General features: G+C 44.2%; 7 protein-coding genes. 4 read left to right on the top strand and 3 right to left on the bottom strand.

Features of this window, described 5'->3' with window-relative positions; all coding sequences use genetic code 11:
* Window positions 1-51: 51 nt before the first annotated feature.
* Window positions 52-678 carry a DUF1801 domain-containing protein gene (locus PP181_RS02800; RefSeq protein WP_272635896.1) on the bottom strand — a complete coding sequence of 209 codons (627 nt, stop codon included), beginning with the start codon at window positions 676-678 and terminating at the stop codon, window positions 52-54.
* Window positions 679-754: 76 nt separating this feature from the next.
* On the bottom strand, window positions 755-1270 hold the full coding sequence (locus PP181_RS02795) for a hypothetical protein (protein ID WP_272635895.1): 516 nt from the start codon (window positions 1268-1270) through the stop codon (window positions 755-757).
* Between the two features lie 524 nt (window positions 1271-1794).
* Here PP181_RS02795 and PP181_RS02790 point away from each other — a divergent pair.
* Window positions 1795-2742, top strand: a complete 948-nt coding sequence (locus tag PP181_RS02790; protein ID WP_154917731.1) for an SPFH domain-containing protein — start codon at window positions 1795-1797, stop codon at window positions 2740-2742.
* A 152-nt stretch (window positions 2743-2894) separates the two neighbouring features.
* On the opposite strand, the gene PP181_RS02785 is transcribed toward PP181_RS02790, so the two are convergent.
* A complete protein-coding gene (locus PP181_RS02785; RefSeq protein ID WP_272635894.1) occupies window positions 2895-4583 on the bottom strand; it encodes a glutamine--tRNA ligase/YqeY domain fusion protein in 1689 nt (562 codons plus the stop codon).
* A 222-nt stretch (window positions 4584-4805) separates the two neighbouring features.
* On the opposite strand from PP181_RS02785, the gene PP181_RS02780 reads away from it, so the two are divergent.
* From PP181_RS02780 to PP181_RS02770, 3 genes are all read left to right on the top strand, one after another.
* Window positions 4806-7052 (top strand): gliding motility-associated C-terminal domain-containing protein, encoded by a 2247-nt coding sequence (locus PP181_RS02780; protein ID WP_272635893.1) that lies wholly within the window; start codon window positions 4806-4808, stop codon window positions 7050-7052.
* 8 nt (window positions 7053-7060) lie between these two features.
* Window positions 7061-9283, top strand: a complete 2223-nt coding sequence (locus tag PP181_RS02775; RefSeq protein WP_272635892.1) for a PorP/SprF family type IX secretion system membrane protein — start codon at window positions 7061-7063, stop codon at window positions 9281-9283.
* A 403-nt stretch (window positions 9284-9686) separates the two neighbouring features.
* Window positions 9687-24242 (top strand): T9SS type B sorting domain-containing protein, encoded by a 14556-nt coding sequence (locus PP181_RS02770; protein ID WP_272635891.1) that lies wholly within the window; start codon window positions 9687-9689, stop codon window positions 24240-24242.
* The last annotated feature ends 1 nt before the right edge of the window (window position 24243 follow it).

The following is a 24243-nucleotide window of genomic DNA, read 5'->3' as shown; positions in this document are numbered from 1 at the left end:
GGATTATGTAGAATATCTAATAAGAAGCGAAACAACTTTTTCTCAAAGATACTAATGTGACCCATCACAGGAAGGCATTTTTTTGGAATGGCCGCAAATACAATCGTGCAGGCCCTTACCATCAAAGATGCGCGAACGGTATTTTTCGATTCTCGACGCCCTGGTGGCCGATTGCTTTGCGCCTGAAAAGAACAACAAATATCCCTTTTGCCTGCCGGGAGTGAGGCTTTGAAAGGCATTTTGGAATTCTGCATCCTGTTGAAAGGCGACTTCCAATTCGTCGGGAAGCTCCAGTTCGTCGGGGGTGTTGAATTCGACCTTTTGTCCCGACTTTTCAACTTCGATCGCCTCAAAAACATAGGCTTTTAGAACGGGTTTTAACCGATGGATTTTGGCCGTATCGGTAAACGGAACTATTCTCCCGGATTGCGTGTTTTCGCCTTGTTGTTTCAAAATACCCTCGGAATCTTTGAGGAGAACGCCCTTGAAAAAACTCAAACAACAAAAGTCCTTTAACGCACCCAGAATAACTACATTTTTGCCCTCAAAGGTATAGCAGGGTGAACGCCACTTAAAGGTTTCTTCAAGACCACAGGAAAGCACGATTTCCCGTAATAATTGAAGTTCATGGGACCATTTTTCTTGTTTTGAAATAAATTCAGAAACGTTGTTATCCAAAATATTAAAAGCTTAAAGGCATGTACAAATAGTTCTGGTTACGGTTGCAAACCTTATTGAAAGTACAAAATTTAGATTACTCTACCTGCGAAGACGCCAATTCCCGGTACAATTTCCATTCTCCGTTAACCTTTTTCAGAAGTACCAGAAAGGTATCGCCCATTTCATGAACGGTACCGGTTTCATCCGTGTAAAAAGTTCGGCTAACCCCAAAATCATAGGCCATGGTATCGGATAGGATGACGGTTTCCTTTGGGCTCATGATGATACTGTCATAACGGAACTTGTTACCGTGTTGTTCCCTGAGTTTTCTATAGGCGTTCCAATCTTCACTCCCCGGCCCTATGGAAATAAGGTCCTTGGTTACGAAACTTCCTAGATCGCCATAGCGTTTTTCTCGTACGGTCTTTTGAAAGGAATCCCGCATTTCCTCTATCTTATCAAGTTCGGCTTGTACATCGATTTTAGTAACGGCTTGATCCGTTTCCGCGGTAGTTGAAGTACCGTCCTTACAAGACGCTAAGAGAATAAAAACGGTGGTTAACAGAAGAAGGAACACAGCGAGTGGGGCGTGAAACGGGTAATTTTTCATTTTGGCGGTTTTTAGATACTTAATAAGATAAGAAAACAAGAATAATATGAATAGAATACTTTACAAACCGCCGGGATTTTTGTGTAAACGGCTTGGAAACATGACACACCGCAAGGGGTTTTTTGGCGTAGTAGTGATAATCACAATCAACTTTAGAGAAGTCAATTTGAAAACATAAAGTTGAATGTATGGTTTCCTTTCCAGAAGAATACATCGAGAAAGCTCGGGATGGAACCTGTTCCGTGAAGCGGAACGGCCGAGTTTCGAGATGGGTTTTACGAAGTAAAAATTCCTGCTGGAAAGTCTCCTTTCTTTTGCTTCCTTTTCTATGGAGAGGCAAAGAAAAGGAAGGGAAATAGTATCGGAATTACAATTTTACACAGCTTTTTGGCTATTGATGCGGTTAATGCCAGCCCACCAAAAAAGTACTACCTTATGAAATTTGTAACAAAACGAACACAAAGCGTACTAATAAAAAGGTACGATTTCGTACATTCATCCAAATTAACTTTAAACAAGGAATCATGGGAAACTTTATTTTAATACCGATTGTAATTATTTTAGGGCTGGTACTTATGTCCTTTGTTTTTATCGTAAAACAGCAAACGGCCGCGGTTATTGAAACCTTTGGAAGGTTTAGCAGCATTAGGCATTCTGGGTTACAATTTAAAATACCCTTCGTGCAGCGCATTGCCGGAAGATTAAGCTTAAAAATCCAGCAATTGGACGTTATCATTGAAACAAAAACCTTAGACGACGTTTTTGTACGGCTAAAGGTTTCCGTGCAATACATGGTCATTAAGGACAAGGTGTATGACGCATTTTACAAATTGGATTACCCGCACGAACAGATAACTTCCTATGTTTTTGATGTGGTACGTGCCGAAGTGCCCAAAATGAAACTGGACGATGTCTTTGTAAAAAAGGACGATATAGCACTTGCGGTAAAGGCAGAACTTAACGACGCCATGCTTGAATATGGATTTGACATCATAAAGACTTTGGTAACGGATATTGACCCAGACCCACAGGTGAAAGCGGCCATGAACCGAATCAACGCTTCCGAAAGGGAAAAAATCGCAGCCCAATTTGAGGGTGATGCCGCCCGAATCCTTATCGTTGAAAAGGCCAAGGCAGAAGCGGAAAGCAAGCGATTACAAGGGCAGGGTATTGCAGACCAGCGACGTGAAATTGCACGGGGTCTAGAGGAATCCGTAGAGGTGTTGAACAAGGTGGGCATCAACTCCCAAGAAGCCTCCGCTTTGATCGTTGTCACCCAACACTACGATACATTACAAAGCATCGGTGAAGAAACGAATACCAATTTGATCTTATTGCCAAATTCGCCTCAAGCTGGTAGCGATATGCTGAACAATATGGTCGCTTCCTTTACGGCCAGTAATATGATCGGGGAGCAAATGAAAAAAAGTAAGGACGCCAAGTCAATTGATAAGGGGAGAGCAAAAGAATAAATCAAAAAGGCGCGGAAGTTTAATCACCGCGCCTTTTAATTTAAATATACCACTTGGTTTAACCTTATTCATATACGCTTTGGACCAGTATTGGAATTATGGGTGCACTGGATTTGGAATTTTTAATTCTTACGTGTTTGTGTTTGGTTGATTTACTCCGCTTTCTGCTGGATCTTGGCCCAAGAATCCCGAAGCCCAACGGTCTTGTTAAACACAAGTTCTTCTTCAGTAGAATCTTTATCCACACAGAAGTAGCCCATGCGCTGAAACTGAATGCGGTCACCAATCTTCGTCTCTTTCAAACTTGGCTCTACATACCCGGTGATGACCTCCAGGGAGTTTGGATTTATAAATTCCATAAAATCCTTGTCCTTTTGGGTATCCGGACTTTCATGTGTAAACAAGCGGTCATACAATCGTATTTCAGAAGGAACGGCATGCTGTATGGACACCCAATGCAAGGTTCCCTTGACCTTTCTTAGGCTTTCGGGGTTACCGCTTCCGCTTTTGCTTTTGGGGTCATACGTACATTGTACCTCAATAATATTCCCATCGGTATCTTTGGTGCAACTTTCGGCCTTGACAATATAGGCGTTTTTTAGACGAACCTCTCCGCCCAACTTCAAGCGGAAAAACTTTTTGTTGGCCTCCTCCTTAAAGTCGTCCTTCTCAATATATAATTCCCTTGAAAAAGGAACTTGCCTAAAGCCTAACGATTCGTCCTCGGGACTGTTTTCTGCCTCCAGCCATTCTTCGTGGCCCTCTGGATAATTGGTGATGACCACCTTTAAGGGGTCTAGTACACCCATGACCCTGGGGGTCGTTCTGTTAAGGTCTTCTCGCACATGGAATTCCAAGAGGGAAACATCGATTAGGTTGTCCCTTTTTGCGATTCCTATGGTATCGGCAAAATTACGGATGGACTCCGGCGTATACCCCCTTCTTCGCATTCCTGAGATGGTGGGCATTCTGGGGTCGTCCCATCCGGTGACTACTTTTTCGGCCACCAACTGTGCCAGTTTTCGTTTGCTTACAACGGTATGGCTCAAATTTCTTCGGGCGAATTCACGCTGTTTTGGTCGTAACATTTTGGGATCGTACACTTGGTCCAAAAACCAATCATATAGCTCTCTATGGGGCAAAAATTCCAAGGTGCAAAGGGAATGGGAAACTTGCTCAATGTAGTCGCTTTCACCATGCGTCCAGTCATACATGGGATAAATACACCAATCGGTATTCGTTCTGTGGTGCGCTCTGTGCAGGATTCTGTACATGATTGGATCTCGCATAAGCATATTGGTATGGGCCATATCGATTTTCGCCCTCAGCACATGCGAACCCTCCTTGTGTGCCCCGCTTTTCATCTCTTCAAACAGGGATAGGTTTTCGGCAACGCTTCTGTTTCGAAAGGGACTATTTGTTCCGGGTTGTGTTGGGGTGCCCTTTTGCACGGCCATTTCTTCAGAAGTCTGACTGTCCACATAGGCCTTGCCATCCTTGATGAGCTGAACCGCCCAATCATACAACTGCTGGAAATAATCGGAAGCATACCGCTCGGTATCCCACTTGAAACCAAGCCAGGAAACATCTTTTTTGATGGCGTCCACGAACTCCTGCTCCTCCTTGGCCGGATTGGTATCGTCAAACCTAAGATTTACAGGGGATTGATACCGAAGGCCTAAACCAAAATTTAGACAAATGGAACTCGCGTGGCCTATGTGTAGGTAGCCATTGGGTTCGGGAGGAAACCGAAAGCGTAAATCGCTCTTGGAATAACCATTTTCCAGATCTTCCTCTATGATCTGTTCAATAAAATTCAAAGACTTGGATGTCTCGCTCATGTTGTATTTTTTCAAGCTACAAAAGTAGCAAAATTGCCGCAAAACCTAAGATTAAAAAAGGTTCACCTTGTACAAAATGCGTTTCACAACAAAAATGAATCGGCCTACAACAATAAATACCCTACGCGCGTTATTTGTGTCATATTTGTTTTGAGTACCAAAGGTTTAAAGTGTTTGACCTACAACATCACTATCATTTGGGGCACAAAACCACACATCACTATGAAACAAAATTACAAATCTTACTACTTGACCACCCTCCTTGTGTTCTTGGGTTTCCTACAGCTTTCTGCCCAGGCCATTATCATCAATGCACCTGAACCTGCGGATAATCCCAATCTTGCCGGTAACTCCGTTTGGGGGTATATCTGCGCGGGTAATGGGGGCTTTAACGAATACTTTGTGAACGTTACTTGGGCCGGTACGGTCAATGCCGGTAACGAATTTATTTTGGAACTATCCGATGCCAACGGTAGCTTTTCGGCGCCTACTGAATTGGTTACGGTAACAGATAAAAATACCGTGAACGACTTTGATGTAAGTTTTTCCATTCCAACGGACACTCGAGGTCTTAACTACAAAATGCGGGTACGAAGTACTGACCCGGTAAAGATTGGAACGGAATCCCCCACGTACAACATGTACTACATGGACATCACCAATAACCTGAACATTAGCGAACTAGGGGACGGTGTACCCCCGGGAAGTGTTTGTGCTACAGGGCCAATTACTCTTCTGGTGGATAACATTCCCAATCCTGAAACCTATCAGTATATTTGGTATAGAAGCGGAACCCTGCTTACAGGCCAGACTGGGCACACATTGAACGTCACCCAAAGTGGTATGTACAATGCCTACGTGGATTATGGCCCCAATTGTACGGGTTCCGGAAATACGGATTCCAACATTGTGGATGTTACCATTGGCGGTACAGGTTCTGGTATTGCAATTAATCCACCAAGCAAAACGGTACTCTGTCCAACGGATTCCGAAATATTGTCCATTGACCAAACCGATGCGACTTGGAGCTATCAGTGGTATAAGAACGATGTTGCCATTATGGGCGCCATCGGAACTACCTATACCGTTAATGGAGGTGTTGCGGGATTTGAAGGGGATTATGCGGTTGAGATTTCAGGGACAGGTATCTGTACCGAGCGTTCCGCTCCTGTTACTATGAGCAATCCGGGCTCATATTCCGTTACTAGGGTCAACCCGGAAAACGTGGTCTTGCTTCCAACGATACCTCAGACCTTATCCGTCGCTACCGATGCAAATTCCCCAACCTACAAATGGTTTAAAAACGGTGGAGAAATCGCGGGTGAAACTACCAGCACATTGAACGTTACCGAGGCAGGCAACTACTATGCCCAGGTTACCGAAACAGGGGGAAGTTGTGGCAGCACTAGCAAAAACTCGGAAACTACGGTGGTGGTTACACCGGCGTCTTTTGAATTGGTATTGGATTATGCAGGAAATTATACTTCCTGTGTTTCTACAAGTATAGTGCTGGAGGTCGCGACGATTAATGCGGTTGCTTCGGATGGAACCAAAACCAACGTCACGGAAGATCTTAAGAATGCCTTTGCCTATCAGTGGCAAAAGGATGGGTCTATCATATCCGGTCAAACAGGAAACTCCATCAGCATTGCCTCCAACTTGGAAAATGGAAGTTATACAGTGAACGCAACTATCGATACATACAACGAAACATCAAATGCCTTAGCCGTGCAATTATTGACCGGTGATACAGTTACTATTAGTAGTACAGGCACGGTCTATTGTAGCGCTAGTGATTTGATAACCTTAAGTGCTTCCTTGGATTTGGCCACTGAATCGTTTGAATGGCAATTGGACGGGAGTATGATAAGCACTACGGATACGGACCTAAATATTAGCGCAACGGGAACATACCGTTTGATTTTGAATCGTGACGGATGTGAATTGATTTCTAATGAAGTTACGATATCTCCTTTGGACGAAAACCTAATCAGTTTGGAGCCGGCCGGTAACATGGTCATTCCAGAGGGAACTACCAGGACGATTACTGCTTCCGGCGGAACAGCCTATAGATGGATGGATCCCAACAACACGGAAATTAGTACTTCGGACAGCGCTGCCATTACCGAACCGGGAACGTATACGCTGATTGCAAGTATTGGGAATTGTGATATTGTTAGGCAGTTTGAAGTGTCCATATTGGATACGTTCAAAGTACCCAATGTCATTACCGTAAACGGTGACGGAATCAATGACCAATGGGTAATACCCAATTCCTACTCCAACAGGCCCGATGTAAACGTAATCATTTACAATGGCAAAGGAGAAGAGGTGTTAAATGAGTTTGACTATAAAAATAATTGGCCCCAGACCTCAACGGCATTTACCAAGCAGAACATGGTGTTTTATTATAAGATTCGAAATGCCAACGAGGTGCTGAAACAGGGCACAATCACTGTAATACGCTAAAACCAAACATGCTACCTAAAACACGTATACTACTATTATTTGTACTTCTTGCCCTTGGGTTTTCTAAGGCCCAAGCGCAGGAAGACAATCCTTATTTTGGGTACGAGGTACCTTCCCAAAACCTGTTGAAATACAATCGGTTTTTGATAAACCCAACATTTTCTACGGTACGGGAAGACAAATCGTACATCAATTTATTGCACAGGAACCAATCGGTACAATTTGACGATAACAACCAAAACTATTTCTTGAGTTATAGTGGTAGAATCAGCGACCGTACCGGTTTGGGATTGAGTTTGTATACCCAGCGTTTGGGGGCTTTAAGTAATTATGGTGTTTTGGCAAACTACGCTTACGGAGTAAAACTGAGCGATAAAAGCAATTTTACCTTTGGGGCCAATCTTTCCTATTACAATAGTGGTTTTGACGAAGGCCGTGCAACAACGGTAGAGGAAGATCCATTTTTGGCGGGATTCCAGGACCAGAACCTTTTATCCTTTCAACCGGGATTTAACCTATCCTACGGAAATTTTGATATTGGTGCCTTTGCAGAAAACCTATTCGATTATAATTTAAAAACAAGTGAATCCCTTACGGATTTTAGTGAGAAAACCTATTCCGGACACCTGCAATATACCCATCAGTTTAAAAATAGTTCCGGAATTCTGGAAGCGGGGCGTTTGATGCCGTTGGCAAGGGTTCGAATGGATGGAGAAGAGGATAAGATCACCTTAGGGGGAAGCTTAATTTTTGACCTTCCAAAAATAGGTTGGATCCAAGGTGGTTATGATAGTTTTTATGGAGCTGCCGCCGGGGTAGGGTTTAATCTAAACCAACGGATTTCCTTGGGGTATACCATGGAAAAAGGCTTGTCAAACAACTTTGACAATTTTGGACTTACCCACGAAATTTCCTTTGCCTATTCTTTCACACCGAATCTGACCGAGGACAGGGTGATGTTGGAAGATGATTTTGAAGACGAATTGGTGAAAAATGATTTAGAACCGGAGAACATTGCTACGAATGATGAGATTGAGGAGCTGAAAAGGAAATTGGCTGAAAACGACGCAATTATAGAAGAGCTGATGTTTCGGCAGGATTCCTTGGAGGCCAATAGACAGGCAGACCTGGAACGAAGGTTCAATATGGTCATGAAAATGGTTAGGAACGAAACCAATGGCGAACGTCCCGATTTGGAACGCAGGGCCGAAGAAATCTTCAGGGGTGACGAATCCGATGTAAAATTGGCATCGGCACAAAATACTCGGGAGCGAGAAATAAAACCAGCAGAAAATACCAATCGGAATACATCGGCCCAAGACGCCTTGGCCACCAATGTAAATGCCGCTTCAAAAGCCATGGATGATGTGACACAAAGCAACAATTCGTTCGAAGAGAAAGGTACATCCAATGCCATAGTGAATACCGAGGTGTCCAGAACGAACCGACCAAAGCAGGAAATCAGTCGGGAAGAAACCAAAAAAGACGTGCTGGCATATACCCCTCCACAAAGAAATAGGGTAAACCAGGAACAGGAAAAAACAGTGGTTCAGGAACGGGTGAAAAGTAGAAAGTTCAATGACCTGCCCAATGTAACCGATGGCTACTATGTGGTGGCAAATGTCTACAAAGGCGGCCAGTATCTGGACAAATTCTTAAATAGTTTGGATGCCAAAGGAATTCAAGCCGATTATATTGACAACCCCAACAATGGATTGAAATACGTGTATTTGCAGCGATACGACACTTTCGAGGAAGCTGTTGCTGCCCACGATTCAAATTTCAACGGAGCCTATGATGGCAAGACTTGGATCATGAACGTTGAGAACCGGTATACCAACGAAGCCTATGTGAACAATGTAAACAAGTTAAAGGAAAAATCTTCCAAATACGATACGGACGTTCTCCGTAAAAATGTAGTACAACAGGATAGATTGGCCGCCAACGGTACGGAACCTGAAAACTACGAAATTGATGGTATCGGGTCCGGTTACTATATCATCGCCAATGTTTTTGCAAACCCAAAAAACGCCAATAGATTTGTGGCGCTCTTAAATTCCTACGGACTCAGCGCCAGCTATTTTATCAATCCCAAAAATAATTGGAGGTATGTTTACTTAAAAAAACATGACTCCTGGACAAATGCCCTAATATCCTATTATTCTAAATTGAACGATGCCTATGATGAAAAAATGTGGATTATGAGGGTTACCCCCGGGCAAGTGGCATAGTTAAAAGAAAAACACAATTAAATGGACCAAGAAATTTTTCTTGGTCTTTTTTTTGGAACAAAATTTAGCGGCGAAAGCCATCTGTTTTCAGTTAAGGAGAATTCTTAATCGGAAGGATTTAAACCATTCCTAAACTAAGAATAGTTTTTTTTCTATACCCACCAAAGAGACCTCGTTTAAACCTGATTTTTCTTAAAATTTCTAGATGTTCCATGGGTCATAAATACCATAAAACAGGGAGATCTCATTTCACATACCCTCTGCAAACCACTTTTCACAACATATAGCTTTCAGACCACAACAATAAATTTCAAACCTTCCTAGTATGGACAATCTTTGTTATTGGCATATTCTGTAGTGATTTGTAATCGAATCCCTCGAAGTGCTTTTAGAACATAGTGCTATGACCAAACAAACTACCTTTTTGGAGTTTACCGTTCCAAATATTAATATTAGAATTTCTTTATTGAGGGTTTCATTGTTTCTGATTTTTTTGGTAATCGGAACTTTTTCAACTTTTGCACAGGTAAAGAACAATTTTGAGGTAAGGTATTCTGCTGATATAAGGGGGGAACTAACTTTTGCTGGCAACAATATTGTCAATAGACAAACCCAAGAGGAAACAAGACAGGAGTGGCAATTCATTAATGGAAGATGGAGAAGGGTAACGGTTACGATACCCGCTACTTCCCCAAACGACCCGTATAATTTGACTGGTAGTTCGTCTGAGTACAATGATAACTTAGACATGCAATACATTGACGTGGATAGCGACCCTAGTACCTTCAGTTCTAGTAGTGCTATTTTAACCGTTCCAGACCCAACTTGTTCTTTGATACGATATGCAGGTTTATATTGGTCCGCTGTATATGTAAATCCAGATCGTAGTAATATAGACCAAATAAGGTTTAGGGTACCGGGCGGTGCTTACCAAGACATTACCGCCGATGAAATTTTATTCGACGGGAACGGTGATGCAGACTTTGGATATTATAGCCCATATGCTGCATATACGGACGTAACGAGTATTCTTACGGCATTACCGGACCCAAACGGAGAATATACGGTGGCAAACATTAGGGCAAGTTCTGGAAGTAATATTTCCGGTGGTATTTCCGGTGGTTGGAAGTTGGTAGTCGTGTATGAAAATCCTAATCTTCCCGGTAGTAGATATATCACAACCTTTGATGGATATGCAGGAATTGCATCGGGTCAGACCGTGGATATCCCTATTAGCGGTTTTACCAGTTTGCCTGCTCCTTTTCCGGTTAACGCCCGAATTGGAGTAGCAGCTCTGGAAGGGGACAATAGAATAACAGGAGATGGGTTGGCCATCGATGCTTTTGGTGGAGGTGTGTTTACCCCATTATCGAACACATTGAACCCAGCCAATAACTTTTTCAATTCGAATATCACCAGGTATGATGTATTGGTAACGGATAGAACGCCTAATAGTGCAAATACCTTGGGTTGGGACGTTGATCTTTTTGAGATTAACAACCAATTCAACAATGTCATTCCAAATGACGCAACAAGTGCGGTACTCAGGGCAAGTTCCTCTCAGGACAAATATGATATCTTTTTTACTTCTTTTGATATAGAAATTATAGCTCCCAATATAGTCTTGGAAAAACGAGTAAACACCCCAGGCGGTGTGGACATTACCGGTCAGGGAGTTAACTTGGGCCAGGTTTTGGATTATGTGCTGTCCTTTCAAAACATTGGAAATGATGATGCGGACAATTATACCATTCGAGATGTCCTACCAATCAATGTTTCTCCGCCTGACGGCAGAACAGACTTTATACCATCTGATTTTGCGTTACCTCCAGGGGTAACTTACGTATATACACCTGCTTCAAGAGAAGTTATTTTTTCGATTCCAAATAATCTGGTAGAAGAGGATGGACCTGAATATTCTATTAGAATGCGGGTTCAGGTTGCAGAAAACTGTTTCGATTTTATTGATGCATGTTCGGATTTGATTCAGAATTTGGCCTACTCCTCATATCAAGGAGTTGAAAATACCGCTATGGTTACAGATGACCCCAGTGTAACGGACTTCAATGCTTGTGGTTTTGTGGTTCCTGGGGCCACAAACTTCCTATTGGATGACCTTTCGGACTGTAATTTTCAACGTACAGTAGAACTATGTGGAAGTTCGGCCATATTGAATGCCGGAGATGGCTTTGACGAATATATATGGGTAAGGGACGATAACGGAAACAATCAATTTGACGCGACCGATACGGTCATTACCGATGGTGACCCGGATAATGACCCAAGCACCATCGTTGTTACGCAGGTGGGTACTTATATTGTCGATAAGATTGTCGCAGACCCCTGTAAGGGATTTAAGGAAATCATAACGGTCACTCCTTATGGAGCCGGTTTGATACCCAACCCTATCATTGAGTTGATGAACGCCGTCAATAATGATACGGATCCTTACAACGATATCGCCGGTGAAATTGTTCAATGCAGTGTGGACAATGCCATGTTGCCCAAGTTGTTTCTGTGTGGAGCTGCCGATACAAAGGAGCTACAAATAAACATTATAGATGCGCAGTCCATTGTTTGGGAACAGTTGGATGAAGGCAGCTGTAGCCCATCTGGGGACGATTGTGCCAACAGGGCATTGACCTGTACCTGGAACCAAGTGGCAACCGGCAATGCCTATACGGCAAATACGGAAGGGCAGTTCCGTTTATCCGTTACATACCAAAATGGCTGTACCAGTCGCTTCTACTTCAACGTATTTAGAAACAACTTGGATATCCAGTATACCAAGGAAGACATCATTTGTGCCAATCCCGGAAATATTACCATCACCAATTTAGGAAATGGCTATGGATATCAATTGGTAGATGACGACACGGATACCGTCGTAATTCCATTTAGTGCGAACAATGGCCCTAGTTTTGATTTTAACGCGGGCGAAAATGGCAGTTATGTGGTAGAGGTTACCCAGTTGGATCTTAATGGCGACCCTATTGATAACGCCTGTATTTTTAGGACTCCGGTCATTGGGGTTTTGGACAGGGACGTAACTTTTGATGTAACCCATACGGACCCCAATTGTATCTCACTGGGAAGCATAAATATTCAAATTAACAATGCCGAACCCAATTACGAATATGAACTCCGTTTGGACGATGGTTCCAACGGTGGTCAAGGGACCTTGATTGATGACGAAACCGCACAGACAGACAATGATTTTACGTTCTCTGGCCTGAATGCAGGAAACTATATTGTAATAGCCCGTACCCAAGATGGTTGTACCCATTCAGAGCAGGTAACTTTGGTTGATGGTAACGATTTGGAAATAGAGGCGCGGGTCTCACAACACATCACCTGTAGGGAGGGAAATATCCTTATGAGCTCCTCTGGGGGTCAAACGCCCCATAGATATGCTATTTGGTCCTTTGAGGACGAAACGGGTACTATGGTAACATCCTACCCAACACCCCAGGATATTCCTGCAACTGAATTCCAGTCCAGCCAAATCTTTGATATCTACAATCCGGGCAATTATACTTTTGTGGTTGTGGACCGTAATAATTGCTTTGCATTTTCCAATACGGTGCCCATAGAGTTTAGACCTGCGGCCGAGTTTTCAGGTGCGACCATAGAAGACCAAGCCTGTTTTGGCGACGCTTCGGGATCCATACAGATGAACCTTTTGGACGATAACGGGTATCAGTTAACGTATTATCTATTCGATATTGACATTCCACAAATTGATGTAATTAACGATAACTTTGATATAAACGATGCAATAGCTGCAAATGCTTCGGGCTATTTTGGAAACCTGATACCTGGCGACTATACCATTGTGGTCAATATGCGTAGAGGAAGTGCCGACTGTAACTATCCATACTACCATACTATAGATGGCCCTGCGAACGCCTTATTTGCGGAATCAGCACTAGTTCAGGATTATTCCTGTTTGCAGGATGGTATTATTGAGGCCCAAAATGTATCAGGAGGCACCGCCCCGTACAGTTATAGTATTGATGGCATAAACTTTATTCCTGATACTACACCAAATGCCCACAGGTTCGAAAACCTATCTGCAGGTACTTTTACGTTATCGGTTAGGGATGCCGCGGGATGTGTATTTGCCACGACACCTATAGTCCTCGACCCAACGGATCCTCCCACAGATTTAACGGTTGTGGAATCACAAATTACCTGTCCTGACGGTACCGTGGATCTACAGGTTACCTCGGTAGGGGGAACGGCTCCATTGACCTTCCAGATAATTGCTCCTTCTATTATAGCACCGAATACTACTTCCGGGAATACCGCGGATTTTAACGATTTGGCACCGGACACCTATACCATTAGGGTAACGGATGCCGATGGCTGTTTTTATGAAGAAAACCATACCATAGCACCTATTGTACCTATTACGATGAGCGGTATCACGATAACTCCTGTTTCGTGTTTTGGCGCTACCGATGGCACGGTACAGTTCAACGTCAATTATCAAACTGGACAAAATTTCACCTATACCGTAACCGGACCTTCAGGAACTGTTGCTACGGGAGGGGTTCAGGCCACAATAAGCCTTCCTAACCTAGGCGCGGGAAATTACACCTTGGACATTGTGGATACAGATACCAATTGTACCTATACCACAACCTATAATTTAGAAGGCCCCCCATCGGCCTTAACGGTCACGGCACCCAATGTAACACAACCGACTTGTTTGGATGACGGAAGTGTTATCATATCTGCCACTGGAGGATGGGGAAGCTATGAATATACCCTTTTAAATCCTGACACTTCGGTATTTGGCACCAATACCAATGGCTCATTTAACAATCTAACACTGGGAGGTACATATACAGGAACCGTTACGGATGCCAACAATTGTGTGGTACCCTTTACTTTTGATATAAACCCGGCAACCGCTCCGGTATTGGTATTAACGCCCAATGATTTCTGTTATGACGATGTGGTTGGATTGACGATAACGGCCAATGTTACATCAGGAGGCGATGGTAATTTTGAATATAATATCAATGGAGGTGCGTATACTTCCTCAAATACCTTTACTGGTCTTGCCCCCGGAACCTACACTATAAATGTTAGGGACGGAAATAGCTGTACGGATACCCAAACGATAACAATCGATCCAGAACTAAGTGTGATCGCAAGCGCAGGGAATATTGCTGCTTGTGCTACGGACACAGAAATTGATATTACGGCCGCCGGGGGCGACGGAAATTATGTATATGCCGTTGTTGTTGATGGGGTAACCCCAACTGACGGAGATTTCGCAGCTACAAATCCTGTAACAGTAAATGCACCAGGGGATTATGATGTGTATGTTCGAGATAACAACGGAAACAGTGGATACTGCGAGGCTAGGTATGACATTAACATTGTTCAGGATGCACCTTTGGCCATTTCAGTGTCCAATACACCAATTCTTTGTAGTGGGGAAAACCAAGCAACCATAACCATTTTGGCAAGTGGCGGGGAATCTCCATATAGATATAGTATAAATAACGGAGCAACCTATCAAACATCCAACACCTTTAATAACCTTGGTACAGGCAATTACAATATCAGGGTAAGGGATGCAAGCAATTGTGAAGTAAGCCAACTACACTCCATAACAGAACCGTTCACATTGTCGGCATCCGCTGCGGTTACCCAGCTGATCGAATGTAACCCAAGTACCGGTGCTGAGGTAAGGATTACCAATGTACTAGGAGGAACGGCACCATATTCCTACAGTTTTGACGGAGGATTGTCCTATGGGGCGAATGCCATTGATTATTTATTGGCAGGTACACATACGCTATACTTGCAAGATGCCAACGGTTGTACTTACCCAATGTCCGTAACAATTGATCCGGCACCAACACCTCCCAATGTTACCTTGACCCCAACGGTCGATTACTCCTGTGATGGAACGGGTATCGTAACCATAGGAACGGACGATTCTAGCTTGGATTACACGTATAGCTTGAATGGGACGCCAAACACACCTGCAGATTCGAATATTTTCACCAATGTTCCTGTAGGCACCCATACGATTTCGGTAGATTATATCAGTAATGTGGCTCCTTCTCCGAGTGTTTTATTACGTGAGGATTTTGGTGTTGGTGCGCCAACCAGCATTACGGAAATAGACCCATTATTCTGTTTTGAACCTCAAGACGGAAGCCCAAGTAGTTGTCCTAGCTTTGGTACGGACACCCATATACAGGACGGGGAGTATTCTGTGGCAAATACCATTGTGAACCCTTATACATGGTTGGTACCCAACGAACAATCCGGAAACCCAAATGGTAGATACCTTGCTATAAATATTGGTGGGGTCGCCGGTGTAAATGGTATTGTTTATGCCAAAAGGGGAATCGAAGTGGTTCCAAATAGGGACATTACCATTTCCATTGATGTTTTTAATCTCAAATTTGTTGGTTCTACAGGGGCTGATGCCAATCTGGATGTTCAACTGGTAAACTCATCGGGCACGGTCATAGCAAGCATACCCACAGGTAATATTCCAAAGAGTACGGATCCTGATATCTGGGAAAATTACAACATCACATTAAATCCAGGTGCGGAGACAAATTTGGATATAGTAATAAGGACCATTGGAACTGCAACTGCAGGAAACGATGTTGTTATCGATAATATCGTCGCGACACAACTTCCGGAACAATGCCCACAAACGGTAACCATAGATGTAACTGTTGAACCGGGCAACGCATTTGAGGCCTCCATTGTTTCTGCCATGGATGTTACCTGTAATGGAGATACGGATGGCTCCATTTCTTTTGACGTAGATAATTTTGGTGCTGGTGGTTTTGAATATAGTTTGGATAACTTCACTACGATATTGGGAAGCTCCACAACCTCTCCACAGACCATTTCTGGTCTTTCCGCGGGGAATTATACAATTTCTATCAGGGATGTGGACAACCCCATTGCAGGTTGTACGGTTATTTTAAATCAGACTATCAACGAACCAACCCCAGTGATAGCTTCGGCAACGATCAATAGTCAGGCTACTTGTACGGATGGTGGCGTGATTATCGCATCGGCTACGGGTGGCACTCCAAACTATAGGTATCAACTGGAAGATGGAGTCGGAGGCATTATTGCAGGTTTTGATTTTGCCACCAATGGCAGCAATACCACTTTCAGCGGACTTATCCCGGGCGATTATTTGGTGCGTGTGCGTGAAATAAACAATTGCGAGGATGTAATCGATGCCCCACTCACCATAAACCCAACAGACCCAATTGTGTTTACGGCAGTACCCACAACCTGTTATAGCGGAAACAACGATGGTGAAATAGTTGTGAACGTCACCAGTGGAAATGGCGGATATCAGTTTAGGATAAACGGCGGCCCCTGGTTGGCTCCAACACCAACGACAGCCACTACATATACTTTTGGCAATCTTTCCGCAGGTTCTTATGATATTGAAGTAAGGGATGCCCTAGGATGTCCTTTGGCACCCAATACCCAAACGATAACGATAAACCCCCAATTAACCGCGAATGCGGTCCTAACGAACGATTTAACATGTTTGGTGGATGCATCCGTTACAATCAATGCCAACGGAGGTTCCGGAACATACACGTATGAATGGTCCAATGATGGGGGAACTACTTTTTCAAATACGAACTTTACAGGGAACGTATTCACGACGAACCTATTTGGGAACTTTGTGTTTAGGGTTACGGATACCTCTACACCCGTAAATTGCGTGGTGGTAACCAATCCTATTACGATTACGGAAGCCCAAACTCCCGTAATTGCCAATGTAGTTCCTACGGATATTCTTTGTAATGGAGAAAGTACGGGTTCCTTGGATGTTCAAATAGATACTTCCGTAGGCGTACCTCCTTATGTAGTCAATGTAGTGGAAACTTCCGGACCTACCAATTATGGAACCCAGACCGCTGGGTTACCTGCAGGCAATTATGAGGTGACCATTACCGATAGTAAAGGTTGCGTTTCCGCCCCTTTTCCGGTAACCATTTCGGGACCTAGCCCTATTGTTTATACTACCTCAGACGTGCCAATAACCTGTGATGCTGGATTGGGAACCACAAATCCCGGTGAAATTTCCATTTCTGGGGTTTCAGGCGGAACGGCCGAGTATACCTATATTTTAACGGGTAACAACGGGATTCCAACCCAAACCCATACCACCACACCGTCTACGCGTGACCATACGTTTACGGTATTGGAATTCGGTATTTATCAAATTGATATAGTGGATGCCAACGGTTGTGCTTCCTACACGACCGAAATCATAGCCTCACCACCCAATGACCTGGATATTGATGTATCTACGGCCACGGTTGATTGTGTGGTAGGGGGAACGGCCGTTGTATCTGTTGGCGCTGCGGTAGGAAGTGGAAATTATGAGTTTGCTATTTTGGAAACGTATTCGGCTCCTTATTCCAGTAGCTATCAGGCACCGGATGTCCTTGGAGGCTTTACCTCAACGTTTACGGGACTTACACCAGGAATTACGTATACTTTTGTGGTGTTCGATTTGACCACCAATTGTTATTATTTTGAGGAGGCCGCTGCACCCATCAACACGCCATCATCCATGGTGGCTACGCTCGATGCCGTGAACAATGTAAGTTGTACAGGATCTGCGGACGGTAATATCTCCTTTACTTTTTCTGGGTTTGATGTTGCTGCTACCGATGTTCAATATGAGATTTTCAATAGGCAATCCAACGTTACTACCGGGTATATGGGTACCTCCAGTGTAAACCCACCCAGTTCCGTTACGGTAAACAATTTTGCGACCTTGCCTCCGGGAGAATACTATTTATTGTTAACCGAAGTGGGCGGACCCAACAACGGTTGTTCCGTAGATGGAGGTACTTTTACGATACGTGAATCCGCATTTGCACTGGATTTGGATGTGGCTTCACCACAAAACGACAATTGTAATCCAAATGCAGGTGTTATTACAGCTGCAGGTAGAAATGGAACGGCTCCTTACGAATATCAATATTTACCGGATACCGCCCCTGCTCCTTTAGCAACTGATGTGGGATGGATAAATAACACCACAGCAAATGTAGAAGCTGGTGATTATATCGTGTATGTTAAGGATGCTTATGGTTGTATTTTCCAAAGGCCTATCACGGTATTGGAAGATCCAAGTCCAATAATCAGTTTGAGTATTGTTGATGAATGTGCCGATGAGGGAATGTTCCAAGTAAGTGTAACCTTGGATAACCCATTGGTCGCTTTGGCACCGTTCCAAATTAGGGTAAACGGAAATGCGTTCCAAAACTTTACCTTTGATGGCAGCAACCAATACTTGGTAACAGGCCTTAGCTCTGGTTTGGCACAAACTATGGAGGTTAGGGATGTAAACGGATGTTCAGTTACTGAAACATTTGATATTCAACCACCTTTGCAGTTCAATGCTACGTTGACAACCTTATTGGATTGTGAGGTAGCTCCTGCCAACAATGCCGAAATCACGATCAATGTGACCGCGGGATCAGGCTCCTACGATTATGAAATTGATGGCCCTGGAGCAGTGGACCAAGCAAGAACAGCAATGGGCGGTTCAACTATCACATGGACAGGTGCCAGTATTGACGGCAACTATACTGTAACGGTATATGACACCAGTACGGCGATACCCAATTGTTTGGGCAGCATCGTGGTCAATGTTCCGCCAGCGGTACTACCAAACATTAGTGTTTCCAGTTTTACGGATGTTACTTGTAACGGGGCCGATGACGGATCCATCACCGTAACGAGTACGGATGTGGGTACTGGACCTTATTCCTATGAGATAATTTCTGGCCCTGGAAGCAGTGCCACATTCCCTATTGCACCAACGACCAGTACGGCCACAAGGGCCACGTTCCAAGGGTTGGAAGGTTTGATTGCTCCAGGAATCACCTACACCATTAGGGTTACTGCAGCCAATGGTTGTTCCATGGACATCACTCAGGCAATTACAGAGCCTGAAATCATCACCAATGTGAATGCATCGGTGGTTGAATTTGCCTGTACGGTTGGAAACAACGAAAACAACGCAACGATTACCATAGACACTTCGGCAATTACAGGTGGTTCAGGAACTTATGTGAGATATGAATTTATAGAAGAGGACGACCCGAACACGGCACCCGTGGAGGCTCCGGTGGTCGTTCAATCTGGAACGAATCCCGTGTACACTGAAACCGATTTTGCCGGTGGAAGCTATACCATCAATGTGTACGATAGCAACGGCTGTTTAGGCTCCACGACTGCTATCATAGATCCGTTTGACGAATTGATATCCGCTTCGGCGGCAATTACCCAAACAGTTACCTGTAACCCGGGCAACGATGGGGAATTGACCATGAGCGTGGTATCTACTTTGGGCGACCCATCTAGATTTGAATATAGTATTGACAATGGTTCCAATTATCAAGTATCCAATGTATTCCCAGGGCTGGCGGCTGGACCATATACCATTTTGGCAAGGCACATCGATACAGGCTGTATCATCTCGGCCTCCGAAACCTTGTTGGAACCGAACACCTTCACCATCAATGTGACCAATGTAAGCGATGTGGAATGTTATGGAACATCAACAGGTGCGGTCAATTTCGAATTGGTAGATGCTATTTATCCCGGAGGATTTACATGGACGATTTATGACACCAATGGCACATTGGCAAATACCGCTGATGATACTATTGTCACTTCAAACACGGAGGCTACCAATGGTCCAACTGCAGACATTAATCTACCAGCAGGTAGTTATTATGTCTCTATTTCACAGGATAACAATCCATTCTGTGTAAACACTGAAGCGTTCACCATTGCCGGGCCAAGTATGGGAACATCAGGAGGTATCGATACAACGGATATAACCTGCGTCCCTGGAAATGATGGGATTATAGAAATCATCAATGTTGCCGGTGGATGGGGAGGTTACGAGTATTATATTGGAGTTGCTTTACCAACGGCCTTGGATTATACTTCATCACCCACACGGGGAGGTCTTTCTGCAGGAACGTATCAAGCATGGGTAAGGGATGCCCAAGGTTGTGAGCAATTGATAGACAATAATATCGTGTTGGCGGACCCAACCCCAATAACCGCTACCTTACAGGTAAATCAGGAGAACTGTACCAATTTGGAAGGTGAAATTGAAGTTTTGGCATCAGGAGGTCAAAATTTAAACTTTACCTATCAGTTGGTATTGAACGGTTCTAATTTCCGTGCTCCTCAGAATACGCCTATATTCTCTGGATTGGGCGCTGGACAATATGAGGTGGTAGTTACCGACCAATGGGGATGTAGCGCAACAACCCCGGCTGTTTTGTTGGAAGAAGAAATGAACTTGACCACCACAGTGGACAAGGTAATCGATTGTACGGTAATTCCGGGAGGTCAAATTACGGTGAATGTTTCTGGAGGTTCTACAAACCTTGAATTCACGATCACTTATCCAGATGGTACAACAACGGTAACGAACACAACGGGGGTATTTGCGAACCTTGTTCAGGTAGGTATTTACAATTTCCTAGTTCGTGACTTGGACACAAGCAACCCAATTTGTGAAAAGACCATTTCACAAGCATTGGAGGCTCCAATTTTACCTGTGTTGTTGGATGCCACAATTGTGGATGTAAGTTGTGCGGGGGGAAGTGATGGCAGTATTACGGCAAATTTAGATCCGGCTACGGATGGAAACCCAGATTACCTTTATGAGTTATACGATATTTCCGACTTGGTAAATCCGATTGTTGGTCCACAGACCAGCCCAATATTCGATAATTTGGCCGCTGGGGATTATCAGATAAGGGTGATTTCCGGTCTAGGTTGTGACGACAGAAAGAACGAAAGTATTTCGGAACCCGATGCCTTGATAGTTAGCGCGACGGCTACAACTTTCGATTGTGCCCCTGACAATAGTATCAATACGGCCGTTGTAACGGTAACTGTTGACAATGGGGTGACGCCACCAATAGGTCCATCGGGAACGGCACCTTATCTATATAGCTTGGATAATGTAACCTACCAATCTGCCAATACGTTCAATATCGCTGACAACGGGGCTGTACAAAATATCACGGTCTATGTTAGGGATGCCAATGGATGTATCGCAACGGATACCGTCATCATTCAGCCGATCAATAGGTTTACGGCATCGGTCGCAACGGATGTGGATATCACGTGTACAAATGATGAAACGGTTACCATCACGGTATCGGACAACGGTCTGCCCCACAATTACACCTACGAGCTGTTGCCAATCGGCAATACAAATGCGGTACAAACTGGGTCTACGGCCACGACCGCAACTTTTGATCTATTGACTACTGGCTCCTACACGTTCAGGGTAACAGATGTGGATACAGGATGTTATTTTGATACGCCTGCCTATAATGTAGAACCGTATGATTTCATTGGAGCTACCGCGACAGCCATAACCCCAGTTACGTGTTTTGGGGACACAAATGGAGAGTTAGAAATCAACATTACGGGGTATTCAGGCAATTATGATTATCAAATATTCGATGCCGCCGGTAATCCCGTAGGAGGAGTGGTAAGCACGGATACCTCCGTAAACCCAAGAGTTGTTGGAGGACTTTCAGGTGGTAATTACTTTGTTACCATAACTGAAACGGACATTCCTTTCTGTTCCGAAGACACCAACATGGTTACCATCGCTTCTCCAGATATGGCCCTTACGGCTACGGTGGACATTCTAGCACAGCCAACATGTACCAACGATAGGGGCGAAATTCGTGTAGTTCCCCAAGGTGGATTTGCACCATATACCATTTCCATCACCAATGGAACCGATACGTTTACCGAAAATAATGTGTATGCCAATGTTTTTAGTGGACTTTCCGCAGGCACCTATGACATCACCGTTACGGACCAGGCAGGTTGTCCTTACACGGACACTGTGGTACTTGACCCAGCGACACCCATAGTTGCAAACGCAACTCCTTTAGTGACCAACTTGGCATGTTATGGCGATATGGGCGCTACGATAACCGCAAACATAACGGTTGCCGGAGGAAGCGGTTCTTATGAGTATATCTTGAACTATATAGATGCGGACGGTACAACGATTCTTTTCACTACGGCATCGCAACTAAGCCCAAATTTCAATGACTTGGGAGCTGGAATATATAGCATTACGGTCACGGACGGATGGGATTGTGACGTGACTACCAACACTGTCGAGATTATTGAACCCACTCCGGTCAGTGCGCAATTGATTCGAACCGATCCCTTGACCTGTGCAACCGGTGTTGAGTTTGAGCTTACGGCAACAGGGGGCAGTGGCACCTATGAATATAGTATCGATGGTATCAACTTTTTGCCAATGACCAGCAATCCAATGGGATTACCTGCAACTGGAACACTGGGTGCAGGAACTTATCAATACTTTGTAAGGGACGCTATCAACGGTTGTGATGCGGTTCAGTCAAATGCGATTACGGAAGACATGATCGACCCCTTGGTGTTATTTGTGGACCAATCGGCAGCATACATCAATTGTACGGGTGAAAGTACCGCCATTATCTATGCCGATGCATTTGGAGGACTTGGTAATTATCAGTTCGAATTGTTTACCGATGCTTCCTTAAGCGTTGCCGCAAGAATTGCCGGTCCAACATCCATTGGCGAATTTAGAAACCTGCCTGCCGGAACATATTATGTATCGGTAACAAGTGAGGATTGTACCACATTGCCAGAGGAGGTTATCATTTCGGAACCTGCACCATTGACCTATGTTGATGAGGTAATCAATGTAACCTGTGAAGGGGAAGGAAATGGTAGTATTACCGTTACACTTTCTGGTGGTTCTGGAGGATATCAATATGCCATTTCCCCCAACCTGAACCAGTTCGATACCGTAAACACGTTTACGGATCTGGAACCGGGAGATTACATCATCATCGCCCAAGATCAGAATGGATGCTTCGAATATTTGGAGTATACCATTACCGAACCTGAGATGCTAATGGTTGATGCCACTACTACCCCAGAAATTTGCGTGGATAGTCAGGACGGAACGATTTCATTGAACATCACGGGAGGTACGGCTCCGTATAGTACGGCGTTGAATTCCAATGATGATGCTGACTTTGTGCAGGACAGGACCTCTTTTGTTGATATGGCCGCCGGCAACTATTTGATTTTCGTTAGGGATGCCAATGGCTGTGAGACCAATGTGGTCGTGGATATAGAACCAGGTGTAAATCTTAACGCCACGGTTGAACCTGTTTATGTGTGTACGGGAGACCTTCCGGACAATTACGTGAACATCACCTTGGAGGATGAAAGCCTCATTGGGGATGTGATGTACGCATTGGATAGTACGGATGCTTCTGCGCTGCAACTCAATCCAGACTTTAGGAACATTGCTCCAGGAAATCACTATATCACCATCGCGCATTCAAATGGCTGTTTGGTTACGGTAGACTTCACCATTGAAAGTTTCGACCCGTTGATCCTGCTTCCTGAACAGCGAAGCTTAAACGAGATAACGGCCATTGCCGAGGGAGGTAGTCCAGAATACACCTATTATTTTGATGGTGTTGACAATGGAAACGACAATACGTTCTACATTATGAGGACGGGCACCTATGAGGTTAGGGTAGTGGACCAAAACGGATGTGAGATGATTGCCAGCATCTTTATGGAATTCATTGATGTGGATATTCCTAACTTCTTTACCCCGGATGGTGATGGCGAAAACGACTTCTGGATACCAAAAAATATTCAGCAATTCCCAGATATACTAATAAAGATTTATGACCGTTATGGTAGAGTGGTTTCAAGACAGGCCCATGATGCCAAGGGATGGGATGGAAGATACGAAGGCAAGGAATTGCCAACCGGAGATTACTGGTACGTTATTCAATTGAACGGGGAGGAAGATAGTAGGGAATTTGTTGGCCATTTCACTTTATATAGATAAA

This window comes from Maribacter sp. PR66 (genome assembly GCF_028464205.1).
Taxonomy (GTDB): Bacteria; Bacteroidota; Bacteroidia; order Flavobacteriales; family Flavobacteriaceae; genus Maribacter; species Maribacter flavus.
This window is presented reverse-complemented; position numbering and strand designations above follow the sequence as displayed.